The following is a 14260-nucleotide window of genomic DNA, read 5'->3' as shown; positions in this document are numbered from 1 at the left end:
TGCACGCGCACGTCGATGTTGCGCATACCGTCGTTGACGAGAACGCAATACCGGGAAACAGTTTAACCCTCTCGTTGAGGTTTAAGGTTTATCCCTCGTCAGGCTCGAATAACGGAGGCCGGCCATGAGCCAGAACCAGAACTACCTCGCCGTGATCAAGGTCGTCGGCGTCGGCGGTGGCGGCGTCAACGCCGTCAACCGCATGATCGAGCTCGGACTCCGCGGAGTCGAGTTCATCGCCGTCAACACCGACGCCCAGGCGCTGCTGATGAGCGACGCCGACGTCAAGCTCGACGTGGGACGTGAGCTCACTCGCGGCCTCGGCGCAGGAGCGGACCCCGAGGTGGGGCGTCGTGCTGCTGAAGACCACGCCGAGGAGATCGAGCAGGCCCTCACGGGTGCTGACATGGTGTTCGTCACCGCCGGAGAGGGCGGCGGCACCGGCACGGGCGGCGCGCCCGTCGTCGCACGGATCGCGAAGTCCATCGGCGCGCTCACCATCGGCGTCGTGACCAAGCCGTTCTCGTTCGAGGGCCGTCGCCGTCAGAGCCAGGCCGAGGCCGGCGTCGCCAAGCTGAAGGAAGAGGTCGACACCCTCATCGTGGTGCCGAACGACCGACTTCTCGAGATCAGCGATCGCGGCATCTCGATGATCGAGGCCTTCGCCACCGCAGACCAGGTTCTGCTCGCCGGTGTGCAGGGCATCACCGACCTCATCACGACCCCCGGACTCATCAACCTCGACTTCGCCGACGTGAAGTCGGTGATGCAGGGCGCGGGCTCCGCGCTCATGGGCATCGGATCCGCGCGCGGCGCCGACCGTGCCATCAAGGCCGCCGAGCTGGCGGTCGAGTCGCCGCTGCTCGAGGCATCCATCGAGGGCGCCCATGGCGTACTGCTGTCGATCCAGGGTGGGTCGAACCTCGGCATCTTCGAGATCCACGATGCGGCCGACCTCGTCAAGGAGGCCGCGCACCCGGAGGCGAACATCATCTTCGGAACGGTCATCGACGACACTCTCGGCGACGAGGTGCGCGTGACGGTGATCGCGGCCGGCTTCGACGGCGGCGAGCCCGCGCCGCGGCTGGAGCCGATGGTCGTCGAGCGCCCGGCCGCGAACCCGCTGCCCGAGGTGCGCCTGGACGAGAAGGTCGCCGAGGAGCGTCCGGAGCCGGTCAAGCCGGCTGTGGCGCCCGCCCCGGTGGCATCCAGCATCGAGCCGGCGTTCTCGGACGACGACATCGACATCCCCGAGTTCCTCAAGTGACGCTCAGCGCGCGGCTGTCGGCGATAGACGAGCGCATCGCCGACGCCGCGCGCCGGGCAGGCCGGGATCCGGGTGAGATCACCCGGATCGTGGTGACGAAGTTCCACCCCGCCTCCCTGGTGCGCGAGCTGCACGAGCTCGGCGTGACTGACGTCGGCGAGAACCGCCAGCAGGAGATGACAGCGAAGCGCGCCGCCCTCGAGAAACTGGACGTGCGCTGGCACTTCATCGGCCAGGCGCAGACGAACAAAGCCGCTTCGATCCGCCGTGATGCGGACGTGGTGCACTCCGTCGACCGGGCGAAGCTCGCCGACGCGCTGCATCGAGCAGATGCCGACGGTCACCCGCTGGATGTGCTTGTGCAGGTCAACCTCACCGAGGACGCCGCTCGAGGCGGCAGCGCGGTGAGCGAAGCCGAAAGCCTTGCGGAGCATGTGCTGGCGCTGCCCTCGCTGCGACTGCGCGGCGTCATGGCGGTCGCTCCGCTCGACGAGGAGCCGTCTCGCGCCTTCGCCCGACTGCGCGACGTCGCCGATCGCATCCGCGCGCTCGCCCCCGAAGCCGCCTGGATCTCAGCCGGGATGACCGGAGATTTCGAAGCGGCGATCGATGCCGGTGCGACACACCTGCGGATCGGTTCCGCAATCACAGGACCGCGCCCCGACCGGGGTTAGCCTTTCAACCAGACCAGCCCGAACGTTCGAACCGGAGGACACGATGGGTAACCCGCTGAAGAAGACCATGGTGTATCTCGGCCTCGCCGACGAGGAAGAGGTCTACGAGGAGGAAGCCGTGCAGACGCCGGCCCGAGCTTCACGTGAGAAGCACGAGGTGGCCGAGCGCGACGAGACCGCACCCGCGCCTGTCACGCCGTTGCGTCGCCCCACGGCTGTGCGTCAGCCGGCCGCAGGCACGGTCAACGAGATCCTCACCGTTCACCCCAAGCAGTACCGCGACGCGCAGATCATCGCGGAGAACTTCCGCGAGGGCGTGCCGGTGATCATCAACCTGTCGCAGATGAGCGACGCCGACGCGCGCCGTCTCATCGACTTCGCCAGCGGGCTCTCGCTCGGCCTGTACGGACGCATCGAGCGAGTCACGAGCAAGGTCTTCCTGCTCTCGCCCGAGAACATCGCCGTGTCAGGACAGGGTGGCCTCGCGCAGGCGGAGTCCGCCTCGTTCGACTCCTGATCCGTGGGAGCGATCCTCAGCATCGTCGGCGGCATCGCCGAGCTGGTGCTGACGCTGTACGTGCTCGTGCTGATCGCGAGACTGGTGCTCGAGTACATCCCGCTGTTCAACCGGTCCTGGCGTCCGAAAGGCGCCGGCCTGGTCGCCGCGGAGATCGTCTTCACCGTGACCGATCCGCCGATCCGCTTCTTCCGCAGGCTGGTCCCGCCGCTGCGCATCGGCTCGATCGCGCTCGATTTCGGCTTCATGCTGACCATGCTCAGCGTGTTCATCGTCATGGCGCTGATCCGCGCGCTGACCTGAGCACCCGAGCGCGCGCGCATCGCGCCGCTCAGGCTGGGGGGCTATGCTTGGCTCCCAGACGCGCGCCCCGGGTACGCGTCGACTGAACCACATCGCCGGCTCTCAGCGACTGGCAACCGAACTCATCGAAAGAGGAGCCACCCATGGCACTTACCCCGGATGACGTCGTCCACAAGGAGTTCCAGCACGTCCGATTCAAGGACGGCTTCGACCCCGAAGAGGTCGACGACTACCTCGACGAGATCGTCGTTGAATGGCGCAAGACCATCGAGGAGAACAACGAGCTGAAGGCGAAGCTCGCGGCGTTCGAGTCCGGCGAGAACGCCTCGGCTCCCGTGGCCGCGCCGACGCCGGCTCCCGCTCCTGCCGCCGAAGGCTCGCCCGTCGGAACCTCCGCCGGCATCATCGAGCTCGCGCAGCGTCTGCACGACGAGCACGTCGCCGAGGGTGAAGCCAAGCGCAAGCAGCTCATCGAAGAGGCCGAGACCGAGGTCGCGCGCATCCGCACCGAGGCCGAGGCGAAGCAGCGCGAGGAGTCGGCACGACTCGAGCGCGAGCGCAACCTGCTCGAGGGTCGGATCACCGAGCTCCGCGAGTTCGAGCGCGACTACCGCGGCAAGCTGCGCGCCATGATCGAGGGTCAGCTCCGCGACCTCGACCAGAAGTCCTCGACGGACTCGACGCCCGTCTCCGCCATCGGCCTGTAGGTCACTCTTGGCGGGACGTCCCCTTCGTCGGTCGGCGGCCGGCATGATCGTCGCTTCTCTCGCGGCGATCGTGCTGGCCGCCGATCAGTTCGTGAAGCACCTCACCATCGAGAATCTCCCCCCGCACGAGGCCGTTCCGGTGCTGGGCGAGTTCCTGCAGCTGTACTACATCCGCAACTCCGGTGCCGCCTTCTCGATCGGTGAGGAGGTCACGTGGATCTTCACGATCGCCATGGCCGTCGTCGCCGGCGTCATCGTGTGGAAGGCGACGAGCGTGAAGTCGCGACTGTGGGCCACCGTCCTCGGTCTGCTGCTCGGCGGCGTGCTCGGGAATCTCACGGACCGGCTGCTGCGTGAACCAGGTTTCGCCGTCGGTCATGTCGTCGACATGATCTCGATGCCCTGGATGATCCCCGCCATCTTCAACGTCGCCGACATCTTCATCGTCTCCGGCATGATCTCCGTTGCCGTGCTCGTCGTCTTCGGGCTGCGTCTCGACGGCACGCGGGAGCGGGATCACGCGAGCGTCGCCGAAGACGCCCCAGCCGACGGGCACGAGGGCGCCGCTGCGTCCACGGGAGCCTGATCGTGCAGTCCCGCAGCCTTCCCGTCCCCGACGGGCTCGACGGCCAGCGTGTGGATGCGGCGCTGGCGAAGATGCTGGGCTTCTCACGCACCTTCGCGGCCGAGGTCGCCGAAGCGGGCGGCGTCACACTCGACGGCGCCACGCTCGGAAAATCTGATCGCCTGCGCGCCGGCGGCTGGCTCGACGTGAGCTGGTCGCCGAAGGAGGAGCCGAGGATCGAGCCGATCCCGGTGCCCGAACTGGGCATCGTCTACGACGACGACGACATCGTGGTGGTCGACAAGCCGACCGGGGTGGCCGCCCATCCATCCCTCGGCTGGGAAGGGCCGACGGTCGTCGGCGCCCTCGCCGCCGCGGGCTTCCGTGTCGCGACCAGCGGAGCGCCCGAGCGGCAGGGTGTCGTCCATCGCCTGGATGTGGGCACCAGCGGCCTCATGGTCGTGGCGAAGGCCGAGAGCGCGTACACCGCTCTCAAGCGCGCCTTCAAGGAGCGCACGGTGGAGAAGATCTATCACGCGGTCGTGCAGGGGCATCCTGATCCGCTGGCGGGCACCATCGATGCGCCGATCGGCCGCCATCCGAACCACAGCTGGAAGTTCGCCGTCGTCTCCGACGGCAAGCCGTCGGTCACCCATTACGAGACGCTCGAGGCGTTCCCCGGTGCCTCCCTGCTCGAGATCCATCTCGAGACGGGCCGCACGCATCAGATCCGCGTGCACATGGCCGCGCACCGGCATCCCTGCGTCGGCGATCCGCTCTACGGCGCCGACCCGACGCTGTCGGCGAGACTCGGCCTCGCCAGGCAGTGGCTGCACGCGCATCAGCTCGGCTTCACCCATCCCGGAACCGGTCAGTGGGTGCAGTTCGAGTCACCGTACCCCGCGGACTTCCGCCACGCGCTCGAGGTGCTGGATCCGGGACGCGAGACGGACTGAGATCCGTCGCCGGCGCCGATGTCGGCGCCGTGCGTCATACTGCGCGGGTGAGCATCCTGGTGAGACCTGCGACGCGCTTCGACGACGTCGCCACGCTGGTCGGGCCGAAGAACCCGGCATCCAATGTCTGCTTCTGCCTCAGCTACCGCATCGGGAACAAGGAGAACGTGGCGCTGCGGGGCGAGGCTCGGGCGAACCGCGTGCGCGAGCTCTGCGACCTCGATCCGCCGCCCGGAGTGATCGCCTACCTGGATGAGGACCCCGTCGGCTGGGCAGCGGTGCATCCGCGACGCGACACGAGCTTCGCGCGCAACAGGCTGATCCCGCACATGGACTACCGCGACGTGTGGTCGCTGTGGTGCTTCCGCGTGCGGCCCGGCTATCGCAAGCAGGGCATCATGCACGCCCTCGCAGCCGGCGCCGTCGAGCACGCGCGCGAGTGCGGCGCCCCGGCGATCGAGGGGTATCCGGTCGACAACCGCGGAGAGAAGGTGAACCAGACCATGATGTACGTCGGTACCCGCGCTCTGTTCGAGAGTGCGGGATTCCACAAGGCCGCCGACACCGGCTCCGTGCTCGACGGGTTCCCGCGTGTGCTGATGCGACTCGAGCTCAGCGCCTGACGCGCCCGCCGCGGAAGGTCGCCGGGTCGTCCTCAGCCATGGCCAGGGCGATCCTCCGGACATGCGCATCGTCGACGTCGCCCATCGCCGCCAGGTCGTAGAAGCCCACCTCGGTCAGCTCCCCGTCGGCGGGATGCGGGTCGCCCGACACCCAGGTGCAGCGGAAGACGAGGTCGAGGTAGTCGACCTGGTCGCCGTTGTCGTAGGTCACCCGGGGCATCTGCTGCACGAGCGCGAGGCGGTCCACCGACACGACGACGCCCGCCTCCTCCATGCACTCGCGGGCCGCGGCATCCGCCGGCTCCTCGCCCGGCTCGACGATTCCCGAGATGGCCTGCCATGAGCCGTTGTCAGCGCGCTTGCCGAGCAGCACCTTCTCATCGCGGAAGACGACCGCCGTGGCGCCGACCAGCGACAGGGGTGCGGTGCCGATGTGCTCACGCAGAGCCAGGACGAACTCAGGAGTGGCCATGGGCACCAGGGTATCCGGGGCGGTGCGAGAATCTCGTGAACCGTCCCGCCGGTCGATTCCGCCCCGTGATTCTGCAGCGGATTCCCGCGGCGGTCCCGGCGCCGGCATCCGGTGTCGGGGCCGCCTCGTAGACTCGAATCATGGCCTCCGATTCCTTCGTGCACCTGCATGTCCACAGCGAGTACTCCATGCTGGACGGCGCGGCGAAGATCAACTCGATGACGCAGGCGGCGGCCGATTACGGGATGCCGGCGATCGCCGTCACCGACCACGGCAACACCTTCGCGGCCTTCGAGTTCTACAACGCCGCGAACGCCGCGGGAGTCAAGCCGATCATCGGACTCGAGGCGTACGTGACGCCGGGAACGCACCGCAGCGACAAGTCGCGGGTGGCGTGGGGCACGGCGGATCAGAAGAGCGACGACGTCTCCGGATCCGGCGCGTACACCCACACCACGCTGTGGAGCGAGACCACCGCCGGCATGCACAACCTGTTCCGGCTGAGCTCGCTCTCGAGCATCGAGGGCTACTACTTCAAGCCCCGCATGGACCGCGAGCTGCTGCAGACCTACGGCAAGGGCCTCATCGCGACCACCGGATGCCCGTCGGGCGAGATCCAGACCCGCCTGCGGCTCGGGCAGTACGACGCGGCACGGGCGGCCGCCGCCGAGTTCCAGGACATCTTCGGCAAGGAGAACTACTTCGCCGAGATCATGGATCACGGCCTGTCCATCGAGCGACGCGTGATCAGCGATCTGCTGCGGCTGTCGAAAGACCTGAACATCCCGCTGGTCGCGACGAACGACTCGCACTACACGCACCAGCACGAGGCCGATGCGCACGAGGCGCTGCTGTGCGTGCAGTCCGGCTCGACGATGGACGACCCGAACCGGTTCAAGTTCGACGGGGACGGCTACTACATCAAGACGGCGCAGGAGATGCGCCAGATGTTCCGCGACCACCCCGAGGCGTGCGACAACACGCTGCTGATCGCGGAGCGCTGCCAGGTCGAGTTCGACACCAAGGCGAACTACATGCCGCGGTTCCCGGTGCCGGACGGCGAGACCGAGGACAGCTGGCTGGTCAAGGAGGTCGAGAAGGGCCTGCACTACCGGTACCCGAACGGCATCCCCGACAGGGTCCGCAAGCAGGCCGAGTACGAAACCGGCATCATCCTGCAGATGGGCTTCCCGGGGTACTTCCTCGTCGTCGCCGACTTCATCAACTGGGCCAAGGATCATGGCATCCGCGTCGGACCCGGCCGCGGTTCCGGAGCCGGATCGATGGTCGCGTACGCGATGAAGATCACGGATCTCGACCCGCTCGAGCACGGACTCATCTTCGAGCGCTTCCTCAACCCCGACCGCGTCTCGATGCCCGACTTCGATGTCGACTTCGACGACCGTCGCCGCGGCGAGGTGATCGAGTACGTGACGCAGAAGTACGGGTCGGAGCGAGTCGCCCAGATCGTCACCTACGGCACGATCAAGTCCAAGCAGGCGCTGAAGGACGCGGGCCGCGTGCTCGGCTACCCGTTCAGCATGGGCGACCGCCTCACCAAGGCCATGCCGCCCGCCGTGATGGGCAAGGACATGCCACTCAGCGGCATGTACGACAGCGCTCACCCGCGCTACAAGGAGGCGAGCGAGTTCCGGGCGCTGATCGACACCGACACGGATGCGAAGCGCGTCTTCGACCGCGCGCTGGGGCTGGAGGGGTTGAAGCGGCAGTGGGGCGTGCACGCGGCAGGCGTGATCATGTCTTCGCACCCGCTGATCGACATCATCCCGATCATGAAGCGCGAGCAGGACGGCCAGATCGTCACGCAGTTCGACTACCCGTCCTGCGAATCGCTCGGCCTGATCAAGATGGACTTCCTCGGGCTGCGCAACCTCACGATCATCTCGGACGCCCTCGACAACATCCGGCTGAACAGGGGAGAGGAGCTCGACCTCGAGCACCTCGGTCTCGAGGACCGCGCTGTCTACGACCTGCTCGCCCGCGGTGACACGCTCGGCGTCTTCCAGCTCGACAGCCCGCCGCTGCGATCGCTGATGCGGCTGATGAAGCCCGACAACTTCGCCGACATCTCGGCGCTCATCGCGCTGTACCGACCAGGCCCGATGGGTGCGAACTCGCACACCAACTACGCCCTGCGCAAGAACGGCCTGCAGGAGATCACGCCCATCCACCCCGAGCTGGAGGAGCCGCTGGCTGACATCCTGCAGGAGTCCTACGGTCTGATCATCTACCAGGAGCAGGTCATGGCCATCGCGCAGAAGGTCGCCGGGTTCAGCCTCGGCCAGGCCGACATCCTGCGTCGCGCGATGGGAAAGAAGAAGAAGTCCGAACTCGACAAGCAGTACGAGGGCTTCTCGGACGGGATGAAGGAGCGCGGCTTCGGCGAGGGCGCCGTGAAGGCGCTGTGGGACATCCTGCTGCCGTTCTCGGACTACGCCTTCAACAAAGCGCACTCGGCCGCGTACGGTCTGGTGTCGTACTGGACCGCGTATCTCAAGGCCCAGTACCCGGCTGAGTACATGGCGGCTCTGCTCACGAGCGTGGGCGACTCCAAGGACAAGATGGCGCTCTACCTCAATGAGTGCCGGCGCATGGGCATCCGGGTGCTGCCGCCGGACGTGTCGGAGTCGATCAATTTCTTCGCGGCCGTGGGCGAGGACATCCGCTTCGGCCTCGGCGCGGTGCGCAACGTCGGCAGCAACGTCGTCGACGGGATCGTCGCCTCGCGCAAGGACGGCTCGTTCACCTCCTTCCACGACTTCCTCGGCAAGGTGCCGCTGCACGTGTCGAACAAGCGAACGGTCGAGTCGCTGATCAAGGCCGGTGCGTTCGACTCGATGGGCGACACCCGCCGTGCGCTGATGGAGATCCATGAAGACGCGGTGGAGGCCGCCGTCGACCGCAAGCGGAACGAGGCGCAGGGCGCGATCGGCTTCGACTTCGACAGCCTCTACGACGACATGGAGGAGGCGGCTCCCGCGAAGGTGCCCGACCGCCCCGAGTGGATCAAGAAGGACAAGCTGGCGTTCGAGCGCGAAATGCTCGGCCTGTACGTCTCCGACCATCCGCTCGCCGGCCTCGAGGTGCCGCTCGCCAAGCACGCCTCGATCTCGATCAACGATCTGCTCACCTCGGAGGATCTGCAGGACGGCGACCAGGTCACCGTCGCCGGGCTCGTGACCAGCGTGCAGCACCGGGTGGCGAAGGCCAGCGGCAACCCGTACGGCATGATCACCGTCGAGGACTTCAACGGCGAGGTGACGATCATGTTCATGGGCAAGACGTACACCGAGTTCCAGCACACCCTGCAGCAGGACGCCATCCTCGCCGTGCGGGGGCGCGTCTCCCGCCGTGATGACGGACTCAACCTGCATGCGCAGTCGGCGTTCGCCCCCGACGTCGGATCGTTCGACGCCGCGGGCCCTCTCGCGCTGCTGGTCGCCGAGCAGCGAGCGACCGAACGCGTCATGAACGACCTGGCCGACGTGCTGCGCCGGCATGCCGGCGAGACGGAGGTGCTGCTGCGCGTGCACCGCGGCAGCGCCGCGAAGGTGTTCGAGGTGCCGATGCCTGTGAAGGTGTCCGCCGACCTGTTCGGCGACCTCAAGTCGCTGCTGGGTCCCGCCTGCCTGGGCTGAGCGCGCAGCGCCGACACGGCGCATCGAACTCCCGGGTGCGGTGAGTAGGATCATGACTCGCGTGGCCACCCACCACGAACGAAAGGACCCTCGATGAGCTTCGACAGGCCCAGCAGCGACCACGACGACGCCTCGGCAGACGAGGCCCGCCTGCGCGCCGATGCCCGCACGGAGGCCGGCATGGACCCCGACGACATCGATCCGGACGACGACGGCGTGCTCTACGAAGACCAGGTCCAGCCGGAGTACGGCATCCTCGGTTTCACACTCCGCGAGCTCATCATCATCGGTGCCTGGTTGGTGGGCTTCGTCGTCTCGTTCTTCCCGATCGGCCCGATCGGCGACACCGTCTGGACATCAGGAATCCACTGGATCCTGATGATGGGAGCGCCGACCGTCGCCGTCTTCCTCATCGTGCTGCGCCGGCTCTCGCCGGACGGGATCAGGCGTGTGGGGTCGCTCGGGATCGATCAGTTCGCCTCGGTCACGGCTGCGGTCGCCGCCGTCTCCTGGGCCCAGGTGCTGTGGCAGCAGATCGCCGCCACCATCGAGACCGGTGTTCTGCTCATCGGCTGGGTCGCCGTGGTGGGCCAGCTGGCCACGCTCGTGCTCGTCGCAGCCACGGTGTTCGCGCCCCTGCTGCCGCGGCTGCGCGAGGACTTCCACGGTCGCCTCGAGACACTCGCGCACCGCAATGCGAATCCCGTCCGCCCGGTCATCTCACGTCCGCGCGCGGAGCGTGAGTTCGCCCCGCCGCCCGCGGATTCGGCCGCCGCAGCGGCACCGGTCGAGCACGTCGACCCCGCAGCACAGCCCGCAGCGGGCGAGCCGCGCGTGGAGACCGCACTGACGATGGTCATTCCGGGCGCGACTCCGGTTCCGGATGCCCGCGACCGGGCATCCGCATCCGACCACGGCTCCGCTCCGGATGCCTGGGACGCGGAATCGGCGTCGACCGAGGCCGCGACGATCCAGCCGAGTGCGGCCCCGGCCGAGCCCGGATTCGCCGAGTCCGATGTGGTCTCGCCCGAGCCCGACTTCACCTCGCCCGAGCCCGAGGCGGTCTCGCCGGAGCCCGAGGTGGTCTCGCCGGAGCCGGAAGAGGCGGCGGCCGCGCCCGAGCCTGCCGCGCACGAGCCTGAGCCCCTCCCGACCTCCGAGCCGGCCGCAGTAGAGCCGGAGCCCGTCGCCGACGACCGCGACGACGACACCGAGGTGCTGTACAACACCGCAGCCGTCGAAGCGCTGCAGAGCATCTTCGCCGACGAAGCTCGCGACCCGGGCCGGCCCGTCGAGCACAACACCGCACCCGACGGCATGGCGGGCACCGCGGAAACCGAACCCGACGATGCCGACGAGCAGTCCCTGCGGCGCGGCCGCGGTGAGCAGGCTGTCGAGTCCGACCACTTCGGTCAGCCCGAGCCGTTCTGGGTCCTCGCGCCGACAGAGCGCGATGTGCTCGACGAGCGCGGACGGCCGCTGTTCCGCATCGGGCCGACCGCGTGGGCGCTGGCCCTCGAGGACCGGGGCGGAGCGTTCGTCGTGCGACACGAGGACGGCCGGATCGGCTACCTCCACGACATCTCCGACATCACGAAAGGCTGAGTGCGTGCGCACCATCGATCTCCGAGGGCAGACGCTGTCTCCCTCCGCCATGCTCGCGGTCGTGCCCCGCGCCACCCAGGCGCGCGCCGAGGCGCTCGAGGCCGCCGCAGCGATCGTCGAAGCCGTGCGCACCTCCGGCGAGGCCGCCCTACGCGAGCAGGCCGAGCGCTTCGACGGCGTGAGCGATCACGCCATCCGCGTCCCCGCTGAGCACGTTGCCGAAGCCGCAGCCTCCGTCGACCCCGACGTCCGCTCCGCTCTCGAGGCAGCCATCGAACGCGTCCGCCAGGGTTCCGCAGCGCAGGTTCCTGCTTCGCAGACCACCGAGATCGGACCCGGCGCGAAGATCACTCAGCGGTGGCAGCCCGTCATACGTGCGGGCGTCTACATCCCCGGCGGCAAGGCGCCCCTGGCATCCAGCGTCGTGATGAACGTCGTGCCCGCACAGGTAGCCGGCGTCACCTCGATCGCCCTCGCATCCCCGCCGCAGGCGGCGCACGGCGGACGGGTGCACCCCACGATCCTCGCGGCCGCCGACCTCCTTGGCGTCGACGAGATCTACGCGATCGGCGGTGCCGGCGCGATCGGCGCGCTCGCCCACGGCGTCGCCGACCTCGGCCTCGATCCGGTCGATGTCGTATCGGGCCCGGGCAACAACTACGTCGCCTCCGCGAAGCGGATCGTAGCCGGCGTCGTCGGCACCGATTCCGAGGCCGGCGCGACCGAGATCCTCATCGTCGCTGATGCGGCGGCTGACGCCGCGCTCATCGCCGCAGACCTGATCAGCCAGGCGGAGCACGACGAGCAGGCATCCGCCGTGCTGGTGACCGACTCCGTCGAGCTCGCCGAACACGTCGCCTCCGCGGTGGCCGAGCTGGCGGCCACCACCACGCACGCCGCGCGCGTCGCCGAGGCCCTCGCGGGACCGCAGTCGGCCATCGTGCTCGTGGACGACCGCGCGATGGCGGAGGCGTTCAGCAACGCCTACGCGCCGGAGCACCTCGAACTGCACCTCGCGGATGCGGCCGCCGCAGCTGAGCGCTTCACCAGCGCCGGCGCGGTGTTCGTCGGCGACCAGACGCCTGTCAGCCTCGGCGATTACATGGCCGGCAGCAATCACGTGCTGCCCACCGGCGGACAGGCGCGCTACGCGGCCGGACTCGGGGCCTACACGTTCCTGCGTCCGCAGCAGGTCATCGAATACGACCACGCTGCCCTCGCCGAGGTCAGGGCCGGAGTGGTCGCACTCGCGAACGCCGAGATCCTGCCCGCGCACGGAGACGCCGTCGAGGCGCGCTTCGCCGACACGTCCCGGTGAGCCGAGGCCGAGCGAGTAGGCTGACCGATCATGCACTGCCCCTTCTGCCGGCATCCCGACTCCCGCGTCATCGACTCCCGCACCAGCGACGACGGCCTGTCGATCCGTCGCCGACGCCAGTGCCCGGAGTGCGGTGGACGATTCTCGACGACCGAGACCGCGAGCCTCATGGTCATCAAGCGCTCCGGCGTCATGGAGGCGTTCAGCCGCGACAAGGTGATCTCGGGGGTGCGCAAGGCGTGTCAGGGTCGGCCGGTCACCGAGGCGAACCTCGCGCTCCTCGCCCAGAAGGTCGAGGAGGCCGTGCGGCAGACCGGTGTCTCGCAGCTCGACACCAATGAGATCGGTCTCGCAATCCTCGGCCCGCTGCGCGAGCTCGACGAGGTCGCTTATCTGCGTTTCGCCAGTGTCTATCAGGCGTTCGACTCGCTCGACGACTTCGAGCGCGCGATCGGCGACCTGCGCGCCGACCACGCGACGGCGGAAGCGGAATCAGACGACCGGTAACCTTGGGCAGTGATGTACTCACTGCTCTTCCGCCACGTCCTCGCGCGCTTCGACCCCGAGTTCGCGCACCACGCCGCGATGGCGGTCATCCGCGTGCTCGGCCTCCCGCCGTTCTCGTGGGCGGCGCGCGCGCTGACGGCGCCGGGTCCGCAGCAGCAGGTGCGCGCGCTCGGCCTGGTCTTCCCCTCGCCCTTCGGCGTCGCCGCCGGCTTCGACAAGAACGCCGTCGGCGTGCGGGGTCTGGATGCTCTGGGCTTCGGGCACATCGAGATCGGCACGGTCACCGCGATCGCGCAGGAGGGCAACCCGAAGCCGCGCCTGTTCCGTCTCATCGACGACCGGGCGGTCATCAACCGCATGGGCTTCAACAACGAGGGGGCGGATGCCGCTGCCCGCCGGCTCACCGCGCTGCGCCGGCGTGCTCCTCGCGCCGTGATCGGCGTGAACATCGGCAAGAGCCGCGTGGTCGCCGTCGAGGACGCAGTCGGCGACTACGTCACCTCCGCCACGCGGCTCGCGCCGCTCGCCGACTACCTGGCCGTGAACGTCTCATCGCCGAACACCCCCGGTCTTCGAGGACTGCAGGCAGTGGAGACGCTCGCGCCGCTGCTGCGCGCCGTGAAGCAGGCTGCCGGCGAGACCCCGCTGCTCGTGAAGATCGCCCCCGACCTGCCGGATGACGAGATCTCGGCCATCGCCCGCATGGCGGTCGAGGAGGGGCTCGCCGGGATCATCGCCCACAACACCACCATCTCGCGTGAGGGGCTGGTCACAGACCCCGCGGTCGTCGAGGCGGCGGGCGCCGGCGGACTCTCCGGCGCGCCGCTGAAGCAGCGCTCGCTCGAGGTGCTCGCGGTCGTCAGGGCTGCGGTGCCCGATGACTTCTGCGTGATCGCCGTCGGCGGAGTGGAGACGGCAGACGACGTGCAGCGGCGACTGGATGCCGGTGCCACCCTCGTGCAGGGCTACACCGCGTTCCTGTACCGCGGACCGCTGTGGGCCAGGCAGATCAACAGAGGCCTGCGCCGCTGAGCGGCACAGGCCTCGGGACGACGGCTGAATCCTGAGCTTGTCGAACTGGGTCCCT

General features: G+C 68.6%; 14 protein-coding genes. 13 read left to right on the top strand and 1 reads right to left on the bottom strand.

The window, feature by feature from the left end:
- Nucleotides 1-124: 124 nt before the first annotated feature.
- From ftsZ to ACIPV2_RS07320, 8 genes are all read left to right on the top strand, one after another.
- Nucleotides 125-1267, top strand: coding sequence for a cell division protein FtsZ (ftsZ, locus tag ACIPV2_RS07355; RefSeq protein ID WP_101186881.1), 1143 nt, complete (start codon nucleotides 125-127; stop codon nucleotides 1265-1267).
- Complete coding sequence (locus tag ACIPV2_RS07350; RefSeq protein WP_400839756.1) at nucleotides 1264-1941, top strand: YggS family pyridoxal phosphate-dependent enzyme; 678 nt, start codon at nucleotides 1264-1266, stop codon at nucleotides 1939-1941. The genes ftsZ and ACIPV2_RS07350 overlap by 4 nt, the downstream gene beginning before the upstream one ends.
- Nucleotides 1942-1984: 43 nt before the next feature.
- On the top strand, nucleotides 1985-2458 hold the full coding sequence (locus ACIPV2_RS07345) for a cell division protein SepF (RefSeq protein ID WP_101186879.1): 474 nt from the start codon (nucleotides 1985-1987) through the stop codon (nucleotides 2456-2458).
- Nucleotides 2459-2461: 3 nt separating this feature from the next.
- Nucleotides 2462-2761, top strand: coding sequence for a YggT family protein (locus ACIPV2_RS07340; protein WP_101186878.1), 300 nt, complete (start codon nucleotides 2462-2464; stop codon nucleotides 2759-2761).
- Between the two features lie 143 nt (nucleotides 2762-2904).
- Entirely contained in the window at nucleotides 2905-3468 is a 564-nt protein-coding gene (locus tag ACIPV2_RS07335) for a DivIVA domain-containing protein (protein WP_101186877.1), read from the top strand.
- Between the two features lie 43 nt (nucleotides 3469-3511).
- Nucleotides 3512-4054: a signal peptidase II gene (gene lspA, locus ACIPV2_RS07330; RefSeq protein WP_400839753.1), complete on the top strand. Its 543-nt coding sequence runs from the start codon at nucleotides 3512-3514 to the stop codon at nucleotides 4052-4054.
- Between the two features lie 2 nt (nucleotides 4055-4056).
- Complete coding sequence (locus tag ACIPV2_RS07325) at nucleotides 4057-4989, top strand: RluA family pseudouridine synthase (RefSeq protein WP_400839751.1); 933 nt, start codon at nucleotides 4057-4059, stop codon at nucleotides 4987-4989.
- A gap of 47 nt (nucleotides 4990-5036) precedes the next feature.
- Nucleotides 5037-5612: a GNAT family N-acetyltransferase gene (locus ACIPV2_RS07320; protein ID WP_400839749.1), complete on the top strand. Its 576-nt coding sequence runs from the start codon at nucleotides 5037-5039 to the stop codon at nucleotides 5610-5612.
- On the opposite strand, the gene ACIPV2_RS07315 is transcribed toward ACIPV2_RS07320, so the two are convergent.
- Nucleotides 5602-6084 (bottom strand): NUDIX hydrolase, encoded by a 483-nt coding sequence (locus ACIPV2_RS07315; protein WP_400839747.1) that lies wholly within the window; start codon nucleotides 6082-6084, stop codon nucleotides 5602-5604. The two genes, ACIPV2_RS07320 and ACIPV2_RS07315, sit on opposite strands and share 11 nt — an antisense overlap.
- Nucleotides 6085-6224: 140 nt before the next feature.
- On the opposite strand from ACIPV2_RS07315, the gene dnaE reads away from it, so the two are divergent.
- The 5 genes from dnaE (at nucleotide 6225) to ACIPV2_RS07290 (ending at nucleotide 14205) form a co-directional block, all read left to right on the top strand.
- Nucleotides 6225-9743, top strand: a complete 3519-nt coding sequence (gene dnaE, locus ACIPV2_RS07310; protein WP_400839745.1) for a DNA polymerase III subunit alpha — start codon at nucleotides 6225-6227, stop codon at nucleotides 9741-9743.
- 93 nt (nucleotides 9744-9836) lie between these two features.
- Entirely contained in the window at nucleotides 9837-11348 is a 1512-nt protein-coding gene (locus ACIPV2_RS07305) for a hypothetical protein (protein ID WP_400839743.1), read from the top strand.
- Between the two features lie 4 nt (nucleotides 11349-11352).
- Nucleotides 11353-12666, top strand: a complete 1314-nt coding sequence (gene hisD, locus ACIPV2_RS07300) for a histidinol dehydrogenase (RefSeq protein WP_400839741.1) — start codon at nucleotides 11353-11355, stop codon at nucleotides 12664-12666.
- A 30-nt stretch (nucleotides 12667-12696) separates the two neighbouring features.
- Nucleotides 12697-13173 carry a transcriptional regulator NrdR gene (gene nrdR, locus ACIPV2_RS07295; RefSeq protein WP_271637351.1) on the top strand — a complete coding sequence of 159 codons (477 nt, stop codon included), beginning with the start codon at nucleotides 12697-12699 and terminating at the stop codon, nucleotides 13171-13173.
- A 12-nt stretch (nucleotides 13174-13185) separates the two neighbouring features.
- Nucleotides 13186-14205 carry a quinone-dependent dihydroorotate dehydrogenase gene (locus ACIPV2_RS07290; protein ID WP_400839957.1) on the top strand — a complete coding sequence of 340 codons (1020 nt, stop codon included), beginning with the start codon at nucleotides 13186-13188 and terminating at the stop codon, nucleotides 14203-14205.
- Nucleotides 14206-14260: the final 55 nt, after the last annotated feature.

This window comes from Microbacterium sp. NPDC089987, from assembly GCF_044748505.1.
GTDB lineage: Bacteria > Actinomycetota > Actinomycetes > Actinomycetales > Microbacteriaceae > Microbacterium.
Note: the sequence above shows the minus strand (reverse complement) of the source record. Positions and strands in the feature narration are given on the sequence as shown.